Source organism: Streptomyces noursei, assembly GCF_016917755.1.
Classification (GTDB): domain Bacteria; phylum Actinomycetota; class Actinomycetes; order Streptomycetales; family Streptomycetaceae; genus Streptomyces; species Streptomyces yunnanensis.
In genome coordinates, this window is the sequence record NZ_CP070326.1 from 2,260,757 (window position 1) to 2,280,155 (window position 19,399).

15 protein-coding genes are annotated in these 19,399 nt (G+C 67.6%); 5 read left to right on the top strand and 10 right to left on the bottom strand.

All coding sequences use genetic code 11. The annotated features are described in order from the left end of the window. Nucleotides 1–51: 51 nt before the first annotated feature. A complete protein-coding gene (locus JNO44_RS09980; RefSeq protein ID WP_067353998.1) occupies nt 52–558 on the bottom strand; it encodes a flavin reductase family protein in 507 nt (168 codons plus the stop codon). Nucleotides 559–789: 231 nt separating this feature from the next. Then, a complete protein-coding gene (locus JNO44_RS09985) occupies nt 790–1,122 on the bottom strand; it encodes a TlpA family protein disulfide reductase (RefSeq protein WP_189856532.1) in 333 nt (110 codons plus the stop codon). Between the two features lie 439 nt (nt 1,123–1,561). On the opposite strand from JNO44_RS09985, the gene JNO44_RS09990 reads away from it, so the two are divergent. After that, a complete protein-coding gene (locus tag JNO44_RS09990; protein ID WP_205363128.1) occupies nt 1,562–2,275 on the top strand; it encodes a lysophospholipid acyltransferase family protein in 714 nt (237 codons plus the stop codon). A gap of 10 nt (nt 2,276–2,285) precedes the next feature. Here the strand turns inward: JNO44_RS09990 and JNO44_RS09995 are convergent, their stop codons facing one another. The 4 genes from JNO44_RS09995 to JNO44_RS10010 form a co-directional block, all read right to left on the bottom strand. Next, nucleotides 2,286–2,990, bottom strand: a complete 705-nt coding sequence (locus JNO44_RS09995) for a B3/B4 domain-containing protein (RefSeq protein ID WP_205363129.1) — start codon at nt 2,988–2,990, stop codon at nt 2,286–2,288. Nucleotides 2,991–3,713: 723 nt separating this feature from the next. Then, on the bottom strand, nt 3,714–4,784 hold the full coding sequence (locus tag JNO44_RS10000; RefSeq protein ID WP_328285912.1) for a threonine aldolase family protein: 1,071 nt from the start codon (nt 4,782–4,784) through the stop codon (nt 3,714–3,716). After that, nucleotides 4,781–5,608, bottom strand: a complete 828-nt coding sequence (locus JNO44_RS10005; protein WP_420882630.1) for an SDR family NAD(P)-dependent oxidoreductase — start codon at nt 5,606–5,608, stop codon at nt 4,781–4,783. The genes JNO44_RS10000 and JNO44_RS10005 overlap by 4 nt, the downstream gene beginning before the upstream one ends. 29 nt (nt 5,609–5,637) lie before the next feature. Continuing rightward, complete coding sequence (locus JNO44_RS10010; RefSeq protein WP_205363131.1) at nt 5,638–7,035, bottom strand: DUF6421 family protein; 1,398 nt, start codon at nt 7,033–7,035, stop codon at nt 5,638–5,640. An 820-nt stretch (nt 7,036–7,855) separates the two neighbouring features. Here JNO44_RS10010 and JNO44_RS10015 point away from each other — a divergent pair. After that, a complete protein-coding gene (locus JNO44_RS10015) occupies nt 7,856–8,539 on the top strand; it encodes a glycerophosphodiester phosphodiesterase (RefSeq protein ID WP_205363132.1) in 684 nt (227 codons plus the stop codon). Nucleotides 8,540–8,625: 86 nt separating this feature from the next. On the opposite strand, the gene JNO44_RS10020 is transcribed toward JNO44_RS10015, so the two are convergent. Then, nucleotides 8,626–9,159, bottom strand: coding sequence for a GNAT family N-acetyltransferase (locus tag JNO44_RS10020; RefSeq protein ID WP_039638104.1), 534 nt, complete (start codon nt 9,157–9,159; stop codon nt 8,626–8,628). 105 nt (nt 9,160–9,264) lie between these two features. On the opposite strand from JNO44_RS10020, the gene JNO44_RS10025 reads away from it, so the two are divergent. Next, on the top strand, nt 9,265–9,651 hold the full coding sequence (locus JNO44_RS10025; RefSeq protein WP_205363137.1) for a VOC family protein: 387 nt from the start codon (nt 9,265–9,267) through the stop codon (nt 9,649–9,651). 393 nt (nt 9,652–10,044) lie between these two features. On the opposite strand, the gene JNO44_RS10030 is transcribed toward JNO44_RS10025, so the two are convergent. From JNO44_RS10030 to JNO44_RS10040, 3 genes are all read right to left on the bottom strand, one after another. Then, the gene (locus tag JNO44_RS10030) at nt 10,045–11,958 is read right to left on the bottom strand and encodes a trypsin-like serine peptidase (RefSeq protein ID WP_205363138.1); all 1,914 of its coding nucleotides are present in this window, start codon (nt 11,956–11,958) and stop codon (nt 10,045–10,047) included. 329 nt (nt 11,959–12,287) lie between these two features. Next, on the bottom strand, nt 12,288–13,886 hold the full coding sequence (locus JNO44_RS10035; protein ID WP_205363139.1) for a S1 family peptidase: 1,599 nt from the start codon (nt 13,884–13,886) through the stop codon (nt 12,288–12,290). 386 nt (nt 13,887–14,272) lie between these two features. After that, nucleotides 14,273–14,785, bottom strand: coding sequence for a hypothetical protein (locus tag JNO44_RS10040; protein ID WP_240167503.1), 513 nt, complete (start codon nt 14,783–14,785; stop codon nt 14,273–14,275). Between the two features lie 326 nt (nt 14,786–15,111). Here JNO44_RS10040 and JNO44_RS10045 point away from each other — a divergent pair, with 326 nt between their 5' ends. Together JNO44_RS10045 and JNO44_RS10050 are read left to right on the top strand one after the other, a co-directional pair. Further along, a complete protein-coding gene (locus JNO44_RS10045) occupies nt 15,112–19,026 on the top strand; it encodes a polymorphic toxin-type HINT domain-containing protein (RefSeq protein ID WP_240167504.1) in 3,915 nt (1,304 codons plus the stop codon). Continuing rightward, entirely contained in the window at nt 19,023–19,355 is a 333-nt protein-coding gene (locus JNO44_RS10050) for a hypothetical protein (RefSeq protein WP_205363141.1), read from the top strand. The genes JNO44_RS10045 and JNO44_RS10050 overlap by 4 nt, the downstream gene beginning before the upstream one ends. Nucleotides 19,356–19,399 lie beyond the last annotated feature (44 nt).

The window sequence follows — 19,399 nt, forward strand, 5'->3', positions numbered from 1 at the left end:
GACCTTCCCAACGGCCCCGACCGGGCGACGAAGCAGGTCCGGAGGAACCCGTCAGTCGCGCAACGCGTTGAAGCGGCCCTGGTGGTAGAGGAGCGGCCGACCCGGCCCCGCGGGGTCGCCGACGACCGGCTGGGCGAGCACGATCCGGTGGTCGCCGGCCGGGATCCGGGCCACGACCCTGCACACCAACCAGGCCAGCACACCGTCCAACAGGGGCACGCCCTCGGGGCCGGTGCGCCAGGAGGTGGCCGGGCCGAACCGGTCGGCGCCGCTGCGGGCGAACGTGGCGGCCAGCTCCTGCTGGTGCTCGCCGAGGATGTGGACGCCTATGTGCTCGGCCTCGGAGACGGTCGGCCAACTGGAGGCGCCGGTGCCTATGCCGAAGGAGAGCAGCGGGGGCTCGGCGGCCACGGAGGTGAGGGAGGTGGCGGTGAAGCCGACGGGTCCGGAACCGGCCGCGGTGATCACCGCGACGCCCGCGGCGTGCTGACGGAAGACGGAACGCAGAAGTTCGGGGGAGGCGGTGCGGGGCGTGCCGACATCGGGCGAGGCCGTCATGGAGTTGTCCTTCTGCTGTGGGCTACGAGCCCGGGCGGGGCCGCCGGCGGCCGAACGGCGGGCGGCGGCAGGGGTGTCGTCGCTGCTCACGCGCCGGGACAGCGCGCGCTGGCGGTCCGCAGAAGGTCGACGTGTGCGCGTCCGTACAGAAGGAGGGGAATTCCTGGCCGCATCACGTCAGGCTGACGAGGCGCGCCCCGCAGCGTCAAGTGCCGCCGGACATCTGGGAGATCAATCACTGACCGCCGCCCCCAACGCCGCGATGACGTCGGCCTTCCGCGGCTGGCCCGAGGCGCGGCGGACGATCGCACCGTGCCGGTCGAGCACCAGGACCGTGGGCGTGCGGAGGACGCCAAGGCGCCGCACCAGCTCCAGCCGGTCCTCCGCGTCGATCTCCACATGGGCCACGCCGTCGACCATCCCGGCGACCTCGGCGAGGATGCGCCGGGTGGCCCGGCAGGGCTGGCAGAAAGCGCTGGAGAACTGGACGAGGGTCGCCCGCTCCCCCAGCTCCGCACCGATCCCCGCGGCATCCAGCCGCGCCTCGTCGTCCCGCTTGCGCACCTTCGTCCTTCCTTACGTCCCTCCGTCGCGGCGACGGAGGACAGGCCCAGGGCGCCGGGCCCGCCGCCACGAGCACCGCGACGCACACGAGGCGCCCTGCCGTCCCCGTCATCCCAGGGTGCAGCGCTCTGGCGACCACAAAGATTCCCGGGATCGCCCACCGGACGTCGGCGGGCGGGGGTCCGCCCCCGCGGAACAGCGGATCGCCCCCGACGGCGGGCTGCTGCCCGGGGGCGAGGTGTACCTTCTCCTACGGCGGGCAACCGGCCGAGACCTGCGGTTTTCCCCGCCCACGTGACGAGAATCTCCCGCTCCGGGGGGCTCGGGCGCTGGCCGCCGGGGCGGACATCGGGCACGATCTCCGAAGCCGCAGAGTTACGACTGCGTAGGTTTCCGCCGGGAGAACCCTCCCCAGGCACAGAGAAGGGGTCCCCCGGACATGGCCGAGTTCGTCTACCCGCCCGTCATCGGCGCCGCCCGCACGCTCTTCAAGACGATGGACTTGAAGTTCGACATCGCCGGCACCGAGCACATCCCGCAGCGCGGCGGGGCGGTGCTGGTGAGCAATCACATCGGCTATCTGGACTTCGTCTTCTGCGGGCTGGCGGCGCGCCCGGCCAAGCGCCTGGTGCGCTTCATGGCGAAGGAATCGGTCTTCCGCCACAAGGTCTCCGGGCCGCTGATGCGGGCCATGAAGCACATCCCGGTGGACCGGACGCAGGGCATGCACGCCTACAAGCACGCGCTCTCCGCGCTGCGTTCCGGCGAGATCATCGGGGTCTTCCCGGAGGCGACGATCTCCGAGTCGTTCACCCTGAAGACCTTCAAGTCGGGCGCGGCACGGCTGGCCCAGGAGGCCGGCGTCCCGCTGCTCCCGATGGCGCTGTGGGGCACCCAGCGGCTGTGGACCAAGGGCCACAAGCGCCAGTTGGGCCGCCAGCACTTCCCGATAACGATCCGGGTGGGCGAGCCGGTCGAGGCCGACCCGGCCGAGCAGGCCGAGAAGATCACCGACCGGCTGCGGGCCCGCGTCCAGGACCTGCTGGAGGCCGCCCAGCGCGCCTACCCCGTACGCCCCCGGGACGCCGAGGACACCTGGTGGATCCCGGCCCACCTCGGCGGCACGGCCCCGGCCCCCGGCGGCCGCGCATAGTCTCCCGGGCTCAGGATTCCTGCGCCCAGACCTCTCCCACCTCGACTCGGGCACCCGGGCACGCCTTCTCCAGCGCCTCGGCGAGCTCGGTACCCGCGGTCCGCAGCTCGTCCCACGTCATCGGCGCCATCCGCTCCAGCAGGAAGAGCGCGTTGACCGACTCCTCGGTGAGCCGGGTGCGCACGCCCTGCCGCCAGTTCCAGCGCCGACAGGTCACGCCCTCGTCGTCGCACCAGACCACCTCGCCCGCCTCGGGGTGCTCCACCACCTCCGCCCCGCCGGCCGCGGTGACGAACGGCTCGTCGCCGACGGCCCGGACGAGCCGCATCTCCCCCTGGATGCGGTCCAGGTCCTCACCGCCGACCGGGATCAGGTGCGCGACGCTGATCGCGTTGTAGACGTCGACCAGCCGGTTGATCCGCGGCAGCCCGCCGTCTGCGAGGGCACGCTTGGCGAGCGCCTCGGCGGAATTGCGCGTACGGGAGGGCTTGCAGCCGAACGCGGTGTACGCGGCGCGCCAGGCGGCGATGTGCGGATCGTCCTGGGGCGCCCGGCCGTCGAGCCGCGCGACGAGCCGCCGGGCGGCCTCGTCCAGCAGCGCCGAACTGAACTCGTCGCTGGGCCCGTTGGTCAGGCCGTGCGCCTCCACGGCGAGACAGCCGAAACCGGGCGCGAGGGCACGCACCTCGTCGGCGACGTGCAGGGTGCGGATCATGGGCCGTACCTCGGAGCTCTCGGGAACATCTACCAAAGTCGAGGCCGAGCGACGACCTCCCCCGGCATTGGAGCATGCCGACGGGCGGTTCAGCAAACGATACCCCTCGGTCCAGCGTATTGGACTGGCTTCCCGCGTTGTCGGCTACCGCCGCCGTAGGGGTTCGCCGCCGCTATCTGCGCCTGCGGGGTCCGCCTGACGGCGGTTGTTTCGTTGTCCGCCGTGTCCGCCTGACGGCGGGTTGTCGCGTTGTCCGCTGCGCGGGGCTGTCGGGTGCGGTGACGGGCCTGCGGGGGTGGTGTGCAGGACTGCTGCGCTTTACGTCCTGCACACCACCCCCGCAGACCCGTCACCTCCCGTTGAGGGGAGAGAAAGACAGGCACACGGGAGCTGACGCCGGTGGTCCGCTGACGGTCACCACTCCACAACGAACCCGCAGGAGACCACCGGCATACGCCCCCACCCACCGTCTCCATGACCACCCACGGGAGGGGACGGGTCTGCGGGGCAGGGGTTGACCGGACGTAAAGCGCAGCAGTCCGGTCAACCCCTGCCCCGCAGACCCGGCACCGCACCCGAACAGCCCCGCGCAGCGGACCCGCCCCGCGCAGCGGACAACGAAACACCCCGCCGCCAGGCGGCCCCGGCGCCGCAGGCGCACAAGGCGAACCCCTACGGCGGGGAAAGCCAAAAACGTGGGAAAAACGGGCCGCTAGCGGCCCATTAGCGGCCCATCTCCTCGCGGATCGCCAAAAGGAACGCGTCCACGTCGGACTCCGTCGTGTCGAAGGCGCACATCCAGCGGACCACCCCGTCCTGCTCGTCCCAGAAGTAGAAGCGGAAGCGCTTCTGGAGACGTTCGCTGACCTCGTGCGGGAGGCGGGCGAAAACGCCGTTGGACTGGACGGGGTAGAGGATCTCGATGCCGGGGATCTCGCGGACGCCGGCGGCCAGGCGCTGGGCCATGGTGTTGGCGTGGCGGGCGTTGCGGAGCCAGAGGTCCTTGGCCAGCAGCGCCTCCAGTTGGACGGAGACGAAGCGCATCTTGGACGCCAGCTGCATGGAGAGCTTGCGCAGGTGCTTCATGGCACGGGCCGCGTCCGGGTTGAGGACCACGACGGCCTCGCCGAAGACCGCGCCGTTCTTGGTGCCGCCGAAGGAGAGGATGTCGACGCCCACGGCGTTGGTGAAGGCGCGCATGGGGACGTCGAGGGTGGCGGCGGCGTTGGCTATCCGGGAGCCGTCGAGGTGGACGAGCATGTTGCGCTCGTGGGCGTGGTCGCAGATGGCGCGGATCTCGTCCGGGGTGTAGACGGTGCCGAGTTCGGTGCTCTGGGTGATCGAGACGACCTGCGGCATGGCGCGGTGCTCGTCGTCCCAGCCCCACGCCTGGCGGTCGATCAGCTCGGGGGTGAGCTTGCCGTCCGGGGTGGGGACGGTGAGCAGCTTGAGGCCGCCGATCCGCTCCGGGGCACCGCACTCGTCGACGTTGATGTGCGCGGTGTCGGCGGCGATCACCGCACCCCAGCGGTCGGTGACCGCCTGGAGCGCGACGACGTTGGCGCCGGTGCCGTTGAACACCGGGAACACCTGGGCGCGCTGCCCGAAGTGGCTGCGGAAGACGCGCTGGAGGTGCTCGGTGTAGTCGTCCTCGCCGTAGGCGACCTGGTGGCCGCCGTTGGCGAGGGCGAGCGCGGCGAGCACCTCGGGGTGCGCACCGGCGTAGTTGTCGCTGGCGAAGCCGCGTATCTGCGGGTCGTGGTGCTGCCGGGCGTCGGTCTTCGCCCGGTTCACGGCTTGGGGGTCAGCCACAGACGCTGTCCATTCACTTCCTGGGCGGGCCGGTCCCAGACACCGGCGATGGCCTCGGCCAGCTCCGTGACGTCGGTGAAGCCCGCGAACTTGGCGTTCGGTCGCTCGGCGCGCATCTGGTCGTTGACGAGCGCCTTCACGATCAGGATGGCAGCCGCGGCGCGCGGTCCGCCCTCGCCCCCCGCCTTGCGGAAGCCGTCGGCCATGGCGAGGACCCACGCCTCGGCGGCCGCCTTGGACGCGGCATAGGCGGCGTTGCCCGCGGTGGGCTTGCTGGCGCCGGCCGCGCTGATCAGCACGTAGCGGCCGTTGCCGCTGCGTTCGAGCGCCTCGCTGAAGGCGAGGGAGGTGTGCTGGACGGTGCGGATCAGCAGCTTGTGCAGGGTGTCCCAGTCCGCCAGGTCGGTCTCGGTGAACGTCGAGCAGCCGCGCCAGCCGCCGACGAGGTGGACGACGCCGTCCACCCGGCCGAACTCCTTCTCCGTACGGGCCGCCCATTCGCGGGTCTGGTCGAGGTCGAGGAGGTCGACGGTCTCGCCGATGACCGTGGCGCCGCCGTGGGCGTAGCGGGCCGCGTCAACGGCCTCAGCCAGCCGCTCGGGGTTGGCGTCCGAGCCGACCACCACCGCCCCGGCCTCGGCCAGCCGCAGCAGGGTGGCGCGGCCCGCCGGGCCGGCCGCTCCGGCCACCGCGATGACCGCACCCTCCAGCGGCCCCTGGCCGCCCGTCGAAGTAACCATCTCCGTCGCCTCCTCGTCCTGCCCCTGGACGGCCGTCGGCCGGGTGTTCCGATCGCTGTGCTGCATGTTCTGATCCTGCTCGGTCCGCACGCTCGTCACGCCGCCGCCGGTGCTTCACTGTGGGCGGTGATGCCCTTGGTCGAGGCGATCACGGAGCGCAGCTTCTTGGCGAGCGCCTCGTAGAACATGCTCAGCGGGAACTCGTCGGGAAGCACGTCGTCCACGAGTTTGCGCGGCGGCTGGTCCAGGTTGAGGGCGTCCGGACCCTTGGCCCAGACCGAGCCCGGGTGCGGGGCGAGGTAGGTCGAGACGAGGCCGTAGGCGGCGAACCAGTGGACCAGCTTGGGCCGGTCGATGCCGTCGCGGTAGAGCTGCTCGATCTCACCGCAGAGCTGGTTGGTGACCTTGGGCGCCCGCTCCCAGTCGATGTGCAGTGTGTTGTCCGTCCAGCGTACGACGTCGTGCTTGTGGAGGTAGGCGAAGAGCAGCTGGCCGCCGAGGCCGTCATAATTGCGCACCCGGTCGCCGGTGACCGGGAAGCGGAACATCCGGTCGAAGATCACCGCGAACTGCACGTCCCGGGCCTGCGGGTAGCCCTCGGCCTCCAGCTTCACAGCCTCCTTGAAGGCGGTGAGGTCGCAGCGCAGCTCCTCCAGGCCGTACATCCAGAACGGCTGCCGCTGCTTGATCATGAACGGGTCGAACGGCAGGTCGCCGTGGCTGTGGGTGCGGTCGTGGATCATGTCCCAGAGGACGAACGCCTGCTGGCAGCGCTGCTGGTCATCGAGCATGGCCGCGATGTCCGCGGGGAGTTCGACGCCGAGGATCTCCACGGCGGCCTCGCTGACCCGGCGGAAGCGGGCGGCCTCACGGTCGCAGAAGATACCGCCCCAGCTGAACCGCTCGGGGGCCTGGCGGACCGCGATGGTCTCGGGGAAGAGGACGGCGGAGTTGGTGTCGTAGCCGGCGGTGAAGTCCTCGAAGGTGATCCCGCAGAACAGGGGGTTGTCGTAGCGGGTGCGCTCCAGCTCGGCGAGCCAGTCCGGCCAGACCATGCGCAGCACGACGGCCTCGAAGTTGCGGTTCGGGTTGCCGTTCTGGGTGTACATGGGGAAGACGACGAGGTGCTGGAGGCCGTCGGCGCGCTGCTGGGCGGGCTGGAAGGCGAGCAGCGAGTCGAGGAAGTCGGGGATCCCGAAGCCCTCGTCGGCCCAGCGGCGCAGATCGTCGACGAGCGCCTGGTGGTAGGCGGCGTTGTGCGGCAGCAGCGGGGCGAGCTCGCGGATGGCCGCTATGGCGCAGTCGACCTCGTGGCGCACGGCCGCGGCGCTGGGCGCGCCGTCCGCGGCGAGGTCGATCGCACCGTCCTTGGACTGCCACGGGCGGATGCTCTCGATGGCGTCCTTCAGCACGGGCCAGGCGGGGTGCGCGACCACGGACTCATCGGACAGGGTGCCGCCCCGGACACCCACAGGCGAAAGAATTTCCGTCATGACTGCCCTCCGGCGGTAGATCGTCCTGTGGGGACACCGTAACCAGCCAAGGATCGCCCGTTCAAGTGGGGTCGGTGAAAAATATTCTGCAGACACCCCATGGTCACGACTGTTTTTCCTGTGGGGTACGGAATCGACCTCACTTCCTGCCCTTCACGGCGAGGGATTCCGCGTTTTCTCCGGCTCGGACAGGGGTAGAAGTGGGGATCACAGAGCGTCCGGGCGGGTGGCGGGCACCGGGCCGGGCCGGGTCCGGTGAAGCGCGGGATGACCTGTTCGCCCCGTTGCCGGATGGCCCCCGGGCAGGCTTCCTGCGGCACGGCGCCCATCCGGATCAGGCACCTCACCTCTCATCGGCGCGGGCGGTGCGCAGCCGGGCGACCTCGTCCGGTCCGGCGCAGCGCATGACGAGGGCGCCCGCGGCCAGGACCGCGTCACCGGATCAATGCCTGTCGTCGCGTCAACTAGCTCTGGTGGTAAGGCTGTTCATCTTGTCGGCGCGGCCGGCTCGCATTTCCAGGCAGTGATATGACCCGTCGTCAGGCGTAGGTCGGCGCGGGTGGAGCGGCGCCTCGCCCGGGCCCGGCAGGAACGTGCCGAGGCGGTGCTGGCGGATCTGGCGCGGATGGCACGGCCCGGACGGCCGGCGGGGCGTAGACGGCGCGGCACGGGGGCACTCGTACGGGCTAGGGGGCACTTGTCCCTACGTCGCTGCCGCTCGTCAGCGGATTAGGCTGTGCGCCATTTCGGGCGGCAGTGCGCCGGCGGCGACATGTGCACCGAGCCGACCGCAACCGAGCCGACACAAAGCGAGGCAGCCTTGTCCTTTCTCACCATCGGGCACCGCGGAATGATGGGTGTGGAGCCGGAGAACACCCTGCGCTCCTTCGTACGCGCCGAACGCGAGGGCGTCGACGTCATCGAACTGGACCTGCACCTGAGCAAGGACGGTGCACTGGTGGTGATGCACGATCCGGACGTCGACCGGACCACCGACGGCACCGGGGCGATCGCCGATCGCACCCTCGCCGAGCTGCGGGAGCTGGACGCCGGGCAGGGCGAGCGGATCCCGGTGTTCGAGCAGGTGGTGGACACGGTGCGGCTGCCGCTCCAGGCGGAGATCAAGGACGTGGCGGCGGCGCAGGCGCTGGCCGAGGTGGTGCGGTCGCGCGATCTGGCTGACCGGGTGGAGATCATCTCGTTCCACGACGAGGCGCTGGCGGCGATCCGCACGCTGCTGCCGGGGGTGCGCACCGGGCTGGTCGCCGAGCGGTACGGCGCCGATGTCGTGGACCGCGCCAAGGCGGTGGGTGCGGAGTTGGTGTCGCTGGACATCCGGCGGCTCACCCTCGAACTGGTCGAGCGGGCGCACGCCGCGCAGTTGAAGGTGCTGGGCTGGACGGTGAACACCCATGACCAGCTGCGGCTGGCGCGCGGGCTGGGGCTGGACGGGGTGGTGACCGACCAGCCGGAGATCCGGCGGGCGGTGCGCTTCACGGCGTAGCCGGCGCGGTGCGCGGGCGGGCGGCCGGGCGGCGCGTTACGGGGCCGCCCGGTCCGTCCGGTCGGGGCCGCGGTCGGGGCCGGTGGTCAGCCCAGCGGCTTGACCAGCAGCTCGAATTCCAGGTCGGCGCGCTGCGGTATGCCGAACCGCTCGTCGCCGTACGGGAACGGGCTGAACCGGCCGGTGCGGCGGTAGCCCCGGCGCTCGTACCAGGCGATGAGTTCCTCGCGCTGCCGGATGACGGTCATCCGCATCTCCGGGGTGCCCCAGGCGGTCAACGCGGTGCGCTCGGCCTCGGCCATGATCACCTTGCCCAGGCCGGCGCCCTGGAGGTCCGGGCGGACCGCGAACATCCCGAAGTAGGCGTGGTCGCCGCGGTGCTCCAGCTGGCAGCAGGCGATCAGCTCGCCGTCCCGCTCGGCGACCAGCAGCCGGCCGCTCTCGTTGCGCACCACCTCGGCGACGCCGTCCGGGTCGGTGCGCTGGCCGTCCAGCAGATCGGCCTCGGTCGTCCACCCGGCCCGGCTGGCGTCCCCGCGGTAGGCCGACTCCACCAGCGCGACGAGCGCGGGGACGTCGGCCTCGGTGGCGTTGCGGAAGGTCAGCGAGGTGGTGGGCATGGGAGCGGGGTCCTCTCGGCCGTGGCGATGGCGGAAAAATCGAGGCTAACAAGACGCGCCGGCCGACGGCAGGGCCGGACGGTCACTGCGGCGTAGGGTCCAGCCATGGTGCAGGTACTGAGCAGCAGGATTCTGGTGCGGCCGGCCGATCCGGAGCGGTCGCGGAAGTTCTACGGCGAGGCGCTGGGGCTGGCGATCTACCGGGAGTTCGGCACCGGTCCGGAGCGCGGCACGGTGTACTTCCTCGGCGGCGGCTTCCTGGAGGTCTCCGGGCGGGCGACGGCCGCCGCGACGCCGACCCTCCAGCTGTGGCTCCAGGTGGACGACGCGGCACGGGCGCACGAGGAGCTGGTGGAGCGCGGGGTGGCGGTGCTGCGGCCGCCGGTGCGCGAGCCGTGGGGGTTGATCGAGATGTGGATCGCCGACCCGGACGGGCACAAAGTTGTAATCGTGGAAATCCCAGCGGACCATCCACTCCGATACCGACCCTGACAAAACACAGCCTAACGGGACCTCGGGGCACATTCCATAGGCTCTTCGAAGCCGCCCCGCCCTTGCCGGGGACACGCACACCCCACGCCAATCGTGGGCGAACAGGGCTACTTTCCATGCAGAGACGCTCAATCACGAGCGCACTCCCCCGGGCAAGGACCGCGAAGCTGAAACGCCAGGGACGGCGGCTGTGCGCTGCGCAGTTCCTCGACATTCCACCGAGGCCCGGATTCCGCGTCGGCGTCGGCTGAACGGGCCGCCACCGAGTTTCCACTGCCTCGCCTCGGAAAGACGTACGTGGACCCCGCATCAGCACCTACTCGCCGTCCGTGTGTAGGGGACGCAATTCCCTACGGTGGGGAGCTCGAATGACCTGGGCGCTTGGTGGTTGCTCTACTGGCGCACCAGGACGCGTTCGGGGGCTATGGATGTTGTGGTGGTGTCGGCGTGCAGGGTGAGTTTGCCTCCGGTCCAGAGGGCGACGATGTCGTCCTGGCGGTCCGGCCCGCCGAAGGATCCGACGGTAGCAAGCGTGGCGTTGCTCCACGGTGACCCATCGGGCTGGAGCTGGTGTTCCCTTCGGTTCTTGGCCACTCCGTTGTCGGCGATGTTTTCGTAAACCGTGACCTTGCCGTCGCTCCAGCGGACGAAGAGGTCCTGGTTTCCCGTCGATGCGTTGAAGTTTCCTGCGGCGAGGTCGCGGGCGTGGGGCCAGACGATGTCGGGTGGTTCGATCAGTTGCCTCTCACCGTGCACGCCCCTGCCGTCGACGTTGGGGTAGAGCGTGACTTCTCCGTCGGACCAGACCACTACGAGGTCGTCGCTGCGGGTGTTGCCGCCGCCGAAGCGGCCGGCGGTTATGGCGACTGCGTGCGTCCATGTGCCGTTGGGTCCGCGTAGCTCGACTCTGTTGTTCAGCTTGTTGGTTTCGTTGACGTCTTTGTAGAGCGTCACTCTGCCGTCGGTCCCGACGACGAAGAGGTCGTTGCTGCCGCTGCCGGTGAAGTCACCGGCGGCGATGAGCTTCGCTTGTTGCCAGGTCTCGTCCTTGGCGAGCTGGATGTCCTTGCCGAAGCCGTACGTGCCGTTGCCGGGGTAGAGGGAGACCTCGCCGTCGGACCAGCGCACGATCAGGTCGCTGGTGTGGTTGCGGACCGAGGCGGTGTGGAAACGGCCGGCGGTCATAGCTCTCGCGTGTGACCAGGTGCCGGAACTGCCCATGCCGGCGCCGGCTCCGGTGTCCACGGGTGCGTCATTGACCGCTTGGTTGTAGAGCCGGAAGACGTCGTCGTCGAACTGGGAAGTGTAGGAGGTGTGGTCGTAAGCACCACCGGTCTTGTAGCCGCCGATGACGCCGACCAGGTCGCCGCGGATGCCGTCGAAGTTCTCCAGGAACGGTCCGCCGCTGACGCCGGCCCGGAAGCTGTCGCACTTGATCTCCATGAACCGGCCCTGGAAGGCGGTGGTGTTGTTGGTACACCGCAGCGGGGTCTTCTGACCGCCGGGATATCCGATGACCGTGACACTCTCACGTGCGAGGTTCGCGGAGGTCACCGCGGTGAGGGTGTTGCCGCGGCCGGTCGCGTCCTCCAGAAGCTGTCCCTGGGAGTTGGGGCCGACGCGGAGGAACGCGAAATCGACGTCGTCGTCGGGCGCCGAGCCGAGATAGCGGCTGTCGATCCAGATCTTGCCGGGCTTGACCGGGAAGATCCCGTACGGGGTCTCACCCACCTGTCCGGCCGTCGAGCCGCCGGCTCGGTATCCGGGGACGAAGGCGATGTTACGGCCGGATGAGCCGTTGAGACAGTGAGCAGCGGTAACGGCAAGGCTCTTGGTCGGGGAGGCCACGGAGGCAGCGGTGCAGAACTGGTTGGGCGTCGCCTCGTCGTTGTCGTTGCGGATCAGGAAGACACCAACCGTGGCCATGCCCTCGTCGATGACATGACTGGGCTCCTCGAGCGAGCGCTTCTGCCGGCCGCCGGGCGGCTTGGGCGTGCCGGGCGGCTGGGGCGCGTACTGGCCGCCGTCCTTCAGGCCCTTGCGCTGTGCGTCGTCCGTGGCATCAGCACCGTCAGCCGCGTCAACGGGTACGGCGGAGCGGATGCGCTCGGGGGTCCAGTAACGCTCCGTCTCCCGGGCCTCCCGGATCTCTTCCGCCGTCACACCCTTCGAGGGCTCAACCCGGCCGTCTCGGTCGCTGTCTGGGCTGGGGGTGGCCGAAGCGGGGGTGGTGAAGGCAACCGTGGCACAGACGGCCAGGACCGCGGCGCGCATCCAAGGTATTCGCATCGTGGGTATGCGTCTCATCAAAACTCCTGTTGACGGCAAAAAGGGGTAAGGCAGAGAAGAATTGAGGCAAGGGAGTCGGTCCCATCGGTCCCGGCGGCTTCAGGAAGCAGACCGGTCGGACATTGGTTCACCGACAGTGAGGGGGATGTCCAACGTGACTCCCTCGAGGGTGGTGAGGCGGAGCGTGTATATCCCGGCGTGCTCGTCGGTAAAGAGCTGCGGGAGGGTGAGCCTTCCATCAGGGAAGCCGCGGCGTGGCACCGGGGCCGGTGCCGTGTGGCACCGGCCCCGGACGATTGGCCGACCGTCACCCGGACGACCGGTCGACCAGATCTCCAAGCAGTCGGTCAGCCGACCAGCTTGACTTCCTCATGCAACCCGGCAGCGTCCACACCCGGGAAAAGGGACAGCGTGCCGTTCTCCCACCGGACCAGGACGTCATTGGCCCTGTCGTTGGCGACGAACGCCCCAGCGGTCACCACTGTGGCCTTGAGCCACGGCGCGTTCTTTTCCTTCGGCTTGACATTGATCTCACCGTGGAGTCCCTCAGCGTCGACACCCGGATAGGTGGTGACTTCTCCATCACCCCAGCGCACCAGGAGATCGGCGGTCTTCTTCCCGGTGAACTCGCCCGCGGTGATCTGGGTGGCGAAGGGCCAGGTCGTGTTCTTCTGGACGAGCGTCTTCTTCGCGCCGTTCGCCACGCCGTTGGTGTTCAGGTCGGGATGCAACGTGACCCGGCCGTCTTCCCAGACGACCACGAGGTCATCACGCAGGGCATTGTCCGTGTACCGGCCCGCGGTCATCTGCTTGACGTGCCCCGCCGCCCACGGGCCCTTGTGGTCCCCAGGGAGGATCGTCTTCTCGTCATGGAAGCCGTCCTTGTCCACGTGCGTGTACTGCGTCAGCTCTCCGTCGCCCCAGCGCACCACCAGCCCATCGGTGCCATTGCCGAAGCTCGCACCCGTGATGTTGTTGGCGTACTGCCAGATGGTCTTCGGGTCCTCGCTCAGCGGCTTGCCCAGCTGGTACTCGGCGACAAAGGGATGGTACGGATCCTTGTCGTCCGCGCCCTGGTAGAGCGTGACCTCGGAGTCGTTCCAGCGAACGATCAGGTCCATGTGCCGCGTGCCGCCGGCCGAGCCACCGGTGAAGTATCCCGAGGCGACATGAGTCGCCTTGTTCCAGGGCGCCTTGGGGAAAACATCACGGTAGCTGACCTTCAGTACCCAGGTGCTGAGGTCGTCCAGGCGGGTATCAACGGCCTCCTTACGCGTCTCGGACGCATCGGTCCCCAGACAGCCGCCCTGCCAAGACCTGCTGTTGATACCAACCAACTCCACCCGCCCGGCGGTCTCCCGTAGCGCCGGACCACCGGTGTCGCCCTTGCAGACCGCTCCGTCTGCTGGGGACTTGGGACTGATGGACATCGAGACGTCCTGCGTCGAGTCCACCGTGAACGAGGTGGCGTGCAGCTGGTCGGGAACCCATTGCGTCTTGGTACGACCGAAGCCCGCGACCTTCAGTTCTTCGCCCTGCCTGGGCGCAGCGCTGGCCACGGGTACGGGGGTAACTCCGGTGACTGGCTTGGCGAGCTTTGCCATCACCAGGTCACGGCTGTCATGCGGGACCAGCTCAACGACGTCCGTCACACTGCCAGTCGCCTGGGTGAGGTCGGTCCGGCCAATGGTGGCTGTGGTCTTCCACTTCGGCGCGCCAGCAGCAATCCTGAAGCCCTGGCTGGGATTCTCCGCGAAGCAACTGGAGGCGGTGAGCACCCACTGCTTGTCCACGAGGGCACCGGTGCAACTGCGTTCACCGCTGCCGATATCGAGCTTCACCGCAAACGTATAGGTACCGGCCGTGGCTGTGTCACCAGCCACGGCGTTCGCCGGTGCCGCAGTCACCGCACCAGCGGCAACCACAGTAGTAAGAAGTCCTGTCATCCACGCTAGCCGCGGACGTCTACCGAGCACGTTTCTTTCCCTGATTCGTAGAAGGGGTAGGCAACAGGTCACGCGAGGAGGCGGCAGCAGCCAGCCATGGAGTCTCAAGAACCACCTACGACAGCACCAGAGAGGAGCTGAAGAACTACTTCGGCGACAGCGGCTTCGGACGACCGCTCAACGTAAGGAATCGCCTCAGTTGCGGCCTGGGGAGGTGTCTGGCTCCTGTTGAGTGACGCCGCCGCCACACCCACCACGTCACCATCAAGCCACAAACCCTCGGATTCAAGGCAACCTAGGCAGGTTCGGCCTGATGCGATGCTGCACGTCGAAGTGCACACAGTGCGGGTGGGCTGCAAACGGGCCTTCGTGACCCAGAGCGTGTGTCAGCCGGTGGTCCGGAGCTCAACCAGGACTGAGCGCTTACCAGCGTTGCCCGTCTCTCCCATGGACGTGTACTGGTTCTTGGGAGCGTTGACGACAGTCGTCGCTCCGTCAGCAGTGATTGTGGCCTTGACCGGGTGGTCCTTGGTCCACATGGCGTAGGCGTCAGGAAGCTCCATGGTCAGGTAGCCCTGCTTACCGCTGATGGTGAAGCAAAAATAGTTCTTGCCTGTACGGGACTCCACCATGACGTCGTACGCCGAGTCGCAGTCGGCGAGCATGATGCGGCCATCACCCCGCTTCAGGGTGATCTTCCGCTCTTCGAGGATCTTCGCTGCACCGGGATAGGTGAAGTCCTCCACGGCGGAGGGCATCTCGGTGGATGCCGCCGCGCCCGTGACGGCGGGTGTTGTCTGCGGGGCGGCCTGAGCAACCGTCAGAGTCGCCAGCCCGGCACACATCGCTGTCGCCGCGACGCCGGCGAACAGGACCTTTCGGGCGTGGGATATCGCCACGTTGCCTTCCTAGATGTGGGAGGTGGGCGCTGACTCGGCGCCCTGGATGCACGCAAGTAAAGCATATGTAAGATGCGTGCCAATGCACCCTCAATCAACTTGATTCAAAGGGTTCTTGCAGAAATACCCGCATGACAACAGTTGGGCCACTGTTGCCCGACTTGGCGGCCCATCTACGTCCCTTTTTGTCTCATGAACGTACGCATGGCCGGAAGTTGGCTCTCCTGCGTGTGGACGCGGTGGCGACTGGAGTCAGCAGAGGAGGGATCAGCCAAGTGAGAAGACGAATAGCCCCTACTGGGGCATCGCGTCATAGAGAAGTCGTTATGGATCGAAGACGGCTATTCGGACGTCGTGTCGTCTGCTCCGCAGTCCTGCCAATCGCGCTGTCGGCAGGCTTGCTCGGAGGTACGCCGGCGTACGGCACCGATAGCGACGCGCAAGGCGCCAATGCCTCGTTGAAGCGAAGCTACGTCGTCCAGCAGTGGAGGAGCGGCGGCTCCGGCATCAGGGAAGCAGCCGAGAAGGCCCTGTTGGGCACCGATGAGGACATCGAGAACTTCCTCAAGGGCAAGGACGCCATCCAACAGATCGACGACCGAGTAGCTGTCGGTCGCGTGATCAATGCGGGTGGTCCCTCGGTGCGCGAGGCTGCCGTTGCCGCGCTCAAGACGCGGAAGCCAGAGGATGTCCGGGTCTTCCTTGAGGACGGCTGGCAGGCGCCACTGCAGGTAGACCGGCGTGTCGAGGTCGGCAAGCTCATCAACGCAGGCAGCAACGGAGTCAAGGACGCCGGTAAGAAGGCGTTGCAGGGCACCCCGGAGGACGTCGCCGAGTTCCTCAAGGTGGGCCAGTACAAGGCCCGGGAAATCGACAACCGTGTCGAGGCCGGCAAGCTCGTCAACGCAGGCGGCCCGAACGTCAAGGCAGCCGGCAAGACAGCGCTGCAGGGCACCCCGGATGATGTCGTTGAGTTCCTCGAAGTGGGCCAGTTCGTGGCACGCAACCGGGACCAGGAATACGCCACCGTCGAGCAGCTTGCCGAGCAGGCCACGCAGGCGGGAGTGAGGGCCGAGCAGGCTACCGAGGCAGCGATTGAGGCTAAGGACCGCGCGGTTGCGGCCTCGCAGTTGGCCAGGGACAGTGCGAAGGAGGCTGCCGACCAGACCAAAGCCGCCGAGGGTAACGCGAAGGAGGCGTCACTGAAGGCGCAGCAGGCAGCGAATGCCGCCAAGGCTGCCGCCGAAGCGTCCCAGCGGGCTATCGACGCGGCCGATGCCGCCAACCGGTCCTCCCGGGTCGCCGCGTTGGCAGCAGCCCAGGCCGCGAACGCCGCTATCGGCGCGGCCAACGAGGCCGCACGCGCCCTGAACGCCGCCGCTAACGCCGACCGTGATGCCAGCAAGGCCCAGGAGGCGAAGGACGCCGCAGCCCGCGCCCGTTCCGCGGCCGCCGGCGCCAAGAAGGCCTCCGAGGCTGCGAAGAAGGCCAGCAAGGCATCTGCAGCAGCCGGTGAGGCGGCCAACGCCTCACTCAGCGCCAGCTCCAATGCCGATGCTGCAGCCGAATCCGCCGACGAAGCCGACAAATACGCAAGCGCCGCCGGACACTACTCTGGACAAGCCAGGGCAGCAGCCGCGGAAACCCGTCGCCACGCCCAGGAGTCCAGACGCGCCGCCAACGCCGCCTCAGCGCTCGCTGCCAAGTCGGCCAACCTCGCCGACGAGGCACGCGAAGCCGCCGACAAGGCCGCTACTCATGCCGAGAACGCAGCGAAGGCCGCCGAGGAAGCTGCCAAGCATGCCGGTGAGGCCGCCACCGCGGCAACCGAATCAGCCAAGCACGCGGCTGCCGCCAAGGAGGCGGCTGACCAAGCCACCACCGCAGTCGCCACCGCCAAGAAGGTCTTCGCCCTGGCTCGGGAAACCGAGACAGAAGACCTCAACACCCGTACGGCGGCCGCCATGGAACGCGCGAAGTCGCAGAAGGCAGCCACCGACGAGTTCACCGCGAAGGCAGCGGAATCGGTCCTAGAAGGCAAAGCCATCGAGGACGACATCGCCGCTTTGGCCATCCAGGCCGCCAAGCCCGATGCCGACACCAAGGCCATTGCCGCCAAGGGGCGCGCCGTCTCGCTGCGCGCGATGAAGCACTTCGGCTCCTGGCGCCAGGACGCCGCAGCCCAGGCCCTGTCCGGTACCGACGCGGACGTCCTGGAATACCTGCGCACCGGCTGGAAGAAGGCCGAGCAGGACGAAACACGCCAGCAGGTCGCCGACCTGGCGACGCAGAGTCCGTACGAGGCCGTTCGCACCGGTGCCGCCAAGGCATTGGAGGGCACGCCGGATCAGGTCCGCGAGTTCTACACCACGGGCCAGTACCAGGTCGCGAACATCGAGTACCGCGTCCTCATCGGCAAGATCCACAATCAGGGCGGGACATCCGTCAAGGAGGCGGCCAAGGCGGCGCTCGCCGACGGCAGTCCCAAGGCCATGCTCGCCTTCCTCAACAGCGGGCAATACCAGGCACGGCACATCGACGAACGAGTCATCGCCGGCAAGCTGTTCAACGACGGCGGCGACGAAATGCGGTCCGCTGCCAAGATCGCCCTCGTCGGCTCCGCGGACCGGCTGCACGACTTCATCGACGTCGGCCAGTACATGGCTGACCGCAAAGACCAGCTCGCCGCCACCCATGAAAACCAGGTCCAGCGCCTGATCCACGAAGCCGACGTGGTCGCGGCCAAAGCCCAGCAGAACCGCCACCTCGCCGACAAAGCCGCAGCCCAGGCCAAGGACGCCAAAGACGCGGCGCAACAAGCCGCTAACGAAGCAGCCAAGTCCGCAGCCGACGCTGACCGGTACGCCGTCGAGGCCCGCGAGTCCGCCGACAAGGCCAAAGCCAGTTCTGACAAGGCCGCCAAGTCCGCTGCTACTGCCCGGGGCGCCGCAGACCGGGCCGAGCGTGACGTCACGGCTGCCGAAGAATCCGCCTCACAAGCTCAGTTCTCCGCGCGCTACGCACGTGACTCTGCCATCACGGCCAGGAACGCGGCCTCCGAGGCTCGCACCAGCGCCTTGGATGCTGGAAAGAGCTCCGAGGAAGCCAACACCCTTGCTTCCGAGGCGTGGGCAGACGTGGTAAAGAAGCGTGAAGCCGAACTGGCCGAAGAACGCCGCCAGGCCGAAGAACAACGTAAAAAGGAACGGGAGAAAAAAGAGAAGACACCCTGCATCCTCGATAACAATCGCGACTTGGCACCGCCCTGTGCGTGGGCCATCGCCAGTGGGTCCGACAAGTACGTTCTTGAAGTGCCGAAAATCGACCCCACCATGAAGGGCATTGTCTGGGAAGTCTTCGGCCTCAACGATGCCATGGAATGCGCCAAGGACCCCAGCTTCGGTCATTGCGCTATGGCTGTCATATCGGTTCTCCCCGTCGGCAAATGGAAACTCGCCAAGAAGGCTGCCGAAGGCGTCGAAGACATCGCTAAAGGAACTCGATACTCGTCGAAGGTGCGGAAATGCGTTCAGTGTTTCCTTGCCGGCACCAAGGTGCTCATGGCCGACCAATCGACCAAGAACATCGAGTCCGTCAAGGTAGGCGATCTGGTCGTCGCTACAGATCCCATCAGCGGGAAAACCGCGGGGCGCAGGGTGACCGACCGCATCATTACCGAACATGACAAGAACCTAAACGAACTCACCATTGCTACGCGGCGCGGCAATGAGCGACTCACCGCCACGAACAAGCACCCCTTCTGGTCCCCCTCCCAGAAGGCATGGGTCGAAGCCGCCGATCTTAAGGCGGGGATGACCCTGAGAACCGTCGACGGAACTCCCGTCACCGTCCAGGCAAACCGCTCCTTCGCCCAACACGCCCGGACCTATAACCTCACCGTCGAGGGCCTGCATACGTACTATGTAATGGCGGGTAAGACTCCAGTTCTCGTTCACAATGACTGTTGCGGCCCGCCCCTGAAGCCCTTGCATCCCGGTAGCTCGCTCGATAAAAGTTCACTGGACTTCTGGCATAAGCAGGACACCGAGGACATCATCTTCTCGTTGAGGTCGGGAGCACAAGAGCCACTGATCGTGAAGCCAGATGGAACAATCATGAACGGAAATACCAGAATCGCGGTTCTGAGGTCGCGCGGGTACGATGTCGATTCATTGCCGCGTGAATCCTACGGCGGAGGTCGACCTATGTCAGACGAAGATTTTTGGGATATGGATCAATGAGCACTCGAGAACAAGTTCTGGCGATCATGAACTCGGACGCCAAGGAGACATTCCTGCTGGCTTTGGGGCACCGCCTCGGAATCTCAGCACGTGATGCCTTCGCCGGAGACGTTTCGCAAGGCGTGCGGCAGGCTCAAGCCTGCAATGAGATGATGATCGCCATTTGGTCGCAGGCCTGGGCGATGAAAGATGAAGGGGTAAACGGCTACCCGGATTCTGATTTTCTCTCGATCCTGCTCGAGAAGGCTGACGTAGGTGCTGCACGCCCGCATCTTCGCAATGCGATTGAGAGCGCTCTAGCTTCAATCGCCAACGGTAGAGGCATTTAAGAGCGGAGCGGCACACACGTAAAGTGCGAGAGATATGAGGACCT